Raw genomic sequence first — 3,432 nt, 5'->3', positions numbered from 1 at the left:
ATCGGCGTCCGCGGGCTCTGCATCGGTATCGGCCTCCACCTCGGATTCCGCGCCGGTGTCCGCGTCGGCCCCCTCCGATTCGTCGTCGTCCGAAAGGCGGTCGGCGGCCGTCTCCGGCTCGGTATCTGGCGCCGATTCGAACGCCTCGGGCTCGTCGAGCAGTTCACCGACGCGGCGTTCGACCTCGCCTTTGACGTTCGAGTCGGCGACCTTGCTCTCCCGAATCGTCTCATCGAGGTTCCGGGCAGCGTCGCTGAGGCCGAGGTCGCGAACCCGCTCGCGGACGGCCTCGTCAGGGTCGGCGAAGGCCACGTCGAGGTCGGCGTCTTCGCTGATTTCCCGGTGGTCGGTGACGCGGGCGATGAGTGCGCCCTCCTCGGTGGCGAACGATTCCACGCGGGCGGCGGAGACGTCCTCGCCATCGCCGTCCAGCGTGACGTGGACGACCGCATCCGTCAGGTCGTGTTCGCGGAGGCGGTCGCGAACCCGGTCGAATCCCTCGTTCTCCCCGAGGTCGAGGTCGACGAAGACGAACTCGCGCGTCTCGATTCCGCGGCGGGTGATGTGGACACCATCGTCGAACTCGACGATGTTGTACCCGCGGTCGTCACGCTCGCTCGCGCTCGTACGCTCGGTCGAGCCACAGTAGGTGACCCAGACGCCGTCGACCTCCTGGCGGGTCGCGGCGTGTTCGTCGCCCAGAAGCATCGCGTCGAACTCAACGGTGGATTTCTCGAGCACTTCGGCGGCGTCCCACTGCACGTTGCCGTAATCGGGGACGAGCGGCTCGAAGAGACCGTGAGAGACCAGCGCCGCGTGGTCGGCGTCGTGGGGTTCGAACTCGTAGTCGAGGGCGTCTCGCTGTGCACGTGGGACGAAATCGAGCCCGTAGAGGGCGGTGTCGCCGATGACGACCGGCGCGTCACCGAGACGAGTCGCCAGCCCGAGTGACTCGAAGAGGTCGAGCCACTGGGCATCGCGTTTGGTCTCGTGGTTGCCGACGACCGCGAGGAACGGAACCCCGGCGTCGGAGAGCGTTTCCAGAACGTCGAGCGTGCCCAGAAGGTCGGGGAGGCCCGGTCGGCGGTCGTGAAAGAGGTCGCCCGCGTGGACGACCGCGTCGATGTCGAGTTCGACCGCGTCGTCGGCGACGCGCCGGAACGACTCGAGGAAGTCGGTTCGGCGCTCCGGCTGGTGGTACTGCCGGTAGCCGAGGTGGGTGTCGCCGGTGTGAATCACCCGTGTCATTGATGCGATGGTTGGGTATGGTGTCTTAAATCGGTTCCGCGATCACGGTGAAAGTGGTCGCCGGCATCGAGTTCACCCGCTGCTGCGCGGCGGAAGCGCTGGAACGCTGCGAGTGCGCGCCGACCCCGCTCGCGGCGGGCCGGGTCGTCGGTCGTCTCGACGGCAGCCTCCAGTTCGTCGAGGCCTACCGTCTCGACGAACTCCCGGGCTGCCTCAAGGTCTTTGACGGACGCCTCGGCGCGAGCGATAACCGCTTGGCTGTCGGTGCGGACGAGGCGTCTGAGAGCGGCTTTCACACACTCGGTGTCGGCCACGTCGTCGCTGTCGTCGGGCGCATTCGACGGCACGGAGGGGCTGGGCGCGCCTTGGCAGATAAAGAATGGGGTCTATGCGTCGATAGCGAGCGTGTACACCCGCTTGCGGGCGTCGGTGAAGGAGAACCGCGAGTCGACGACATCGACGTCTTCGAGCCGGGTGAGCGCGTAGCGTACCGTCCGCGGGGGCAGCATTGTCTCCTCGGCCAGCTGGCTCTGCGTGAGCCGGTCGTCGTATTCGAGTACCTTCGCGACCAGTTTCGCGCTCGGCGGGAGGTCGGCGACGGCATCCCATCCTGTCGGCTCAGCCTCCGCTTGCACGTCAGTAGCGCTCATCGTGTCCGCACGTTTCCGATGATGCTTGATAATACTTACTATACATAAATATGTCCTTTAGTAATTCTTCGCTCGCGGTGAACCGGCCGCCGTATCGGTGATTTTCGCCCGCGTCGTATGGGTGAGACTACCCGAAGCCTCTTATGACCGCGGGCGCTACTGATGTGTTGATGACCGATACTGTTGACGACGTTGACCTCCCCTACGAGGACGACGCGTCACAGCAGGAGAAAGTGGCGGCGCTGGAGGAACGTCTCGAAATCCTCGAACAGCAGAACGAGGAGATGCGAGACAAACTCCTCGACGCCAACGCGGAGAACAACAAGTACCAACAGAAGCTCGAGCGACTGACCCACGAGAACAAGAAGCTCAAGCAGTCGCCGCTGTTCGTCGCCACCGTCCAGGAGATCACCGACGAGGGCGTCATCATCAAACAGCACGGCAACAACCAAGAGGCGCTCACCGAGGTCACCGACGAGATGCGAGCGGATCTCTCTCCCGACGCCCGCGTCGCCGTGAACAACTCCCTCTCTATCGTCAAACAGCTCGACGACGAGACGGACGTTCGCGCCCGCGTGATGCAGGTCGACCAGTCGCCTGAGGTGTCCTACGAGGACATCGGCGGCATCGACGAGCAGATGGAGGAGGTGCGCGAAACCGTCGAGATGCCCATCAAGAGCCCCGGCATGTTCGACGAGGTCGGCATCGACCCGCCGTCCGGCGTCCTGCTGTACGGGCCGCCCGGCACCGGCAAGACGATGCTCGCGAAGGCCGTCGCCAACCAGACCGACGCCACCTTCATCAAGATGGCCGGCTCCGAACTCGTCCACAAGTTCATCGGTGAGGGTGCAAAGCTCGTTCGCGACCTCTTCGAGCTCGCCCGTCAGCAAGAGCCCGCCGTCGTCTTCATCGACGAGATCGACGCCATCGCCGCGAAGCGAACGGACTCGAAGACGTCGGGCGACGCCGAAGTCCAGCGGACGATGATGCAACTCCTCTCCGAGATGGACGGCTTCGAAGACCGCGGCCAGATATCCATCATCGCCGCGACGAACCGCTTCGACATGCTCGACCGCGCTATCCTCCGACCCGGCCGCTTCGACCGCCTCATCGAGGTACCGAAGCCCGATATCGAGGGCCGCGAGATGATCTTCCGAATCCACACCCGCGATATGAGCGTCGCCGACTCGGTCGACTTCGACGAACTCGCCGAGATGGTCGAGAAAGCCTCCGGCGCCGACATCAAGGCCATCTGTACCGAGGCCGGGATGTACGCCATCCGCGACGACCGCCTCGAGGTTCGCACGGAGGACTTCAGGCAGGCCTGGGAGAAGATCCGCCAGACCGAAGCGGAAGCCGACGAAGTCTCGAAGACGTTCGCATAAGGCGTCCGCACTGTTGGCTGTGGATTTCTTGTTTGGAGGATTTTTGAACGTTCACCGCCAGGTCAGCCTGTCGGGTTTTGAGGGGTATCTTCAGAACTCGGGGAGCTGGTGGGAACCGACCCGCCCTGTTCGGGGATTCCAGAACGATA

General features: G+C 64.3%; 4 protein-coding genes. 1 reads left to right on the top strand and 3 read right to left on the bottom strand.

Annotated elements, in window-relative coordinates; translation table 11 throughout:
• The 3 genes from mre11 to ACI8UR_RS12285 all read right to left on the bottom strand — a co-directional run.
• Positions 1 to 1,248 (bottom strand): DNA double-strand break repair protein Mre11 (gene mre11 / locus ACI8UR_RS12295; protein WP_415087928.1); only part of this gene is annotated, 1,248 nt, incomplete at its 3' end.
• Positions 1,245 to 1,595, bottom strand: coding sequence for a hypothetical protein (locus ACI8UR_RS12290; protein WP_411716031.1), 351 nt, complete (start codon positions 1,593 to 1,595; stop codon positions 1,245 to 1,247). The genes ACI8UR_RS12290 and mre11, both read right to left, overlap by 4 nt.
• A 39-nt stretch (positions 1,596 to 1,634) precedes the next feature.
• Positions 1,635 to 1,898, bottom strand: coding sequence for a winged helix-turn-helix domain-containing protein (locus ACI8UR_RS12285; RefSeq protein ID WP_411716030.1), 264 nt, complete (start codon positions 1,896 to 1,898; stop codon positions 1,635 to 1,637).
• 170 nt (positions 1,899 to 2,068) lie between these two features.
• On the opposite strand from ACI8UR_RS12285, the gene pan1 reads away from it, so the two are divergent.
• A complete protein-coding gene (gene pan1 / locus ACI8UR_RS12280; RefSeq protein ID WP_411716029.1) occupies positions 2,069 to 3,283 on the top strand; it encodes a proteasome-activating nucleotidase Pan1 in 1,215 nt (404 codons plus the stop codon).
• Positions 3,284 to 3,432: the final 149 nt, after the last annotated feature.

The organism is Natronomonas sp. (assembly GCF_047616845.1).
GTDB lineage: Archaea > Halobacteriota > Halobacteria > Halobacteriales > Haloarculaceae > Natronomonas.
Note: the sequence above shows the minus strand (reverse complement) of the source record. Positions and strands in the feature narration are given on the sequence as shown.

What these genes read in the sequence shown, in the direction of transcription:
- ACI8UR_RS12285 (WP_411716030.1), bottom strand. Translation starts at nt 1,898, where the DNA reads ATGAGCGCTACTGACGTGCAAGCGGAGGCTGAGCCGACAGGATGGGAT.
- pan1 (WP_411716029.1), top strand. Translation starts at nt 2,069, where the DNA reads ATGACCGATACTGTTGACGACGTTGACCTCCCCTACGAGGACGACGCG.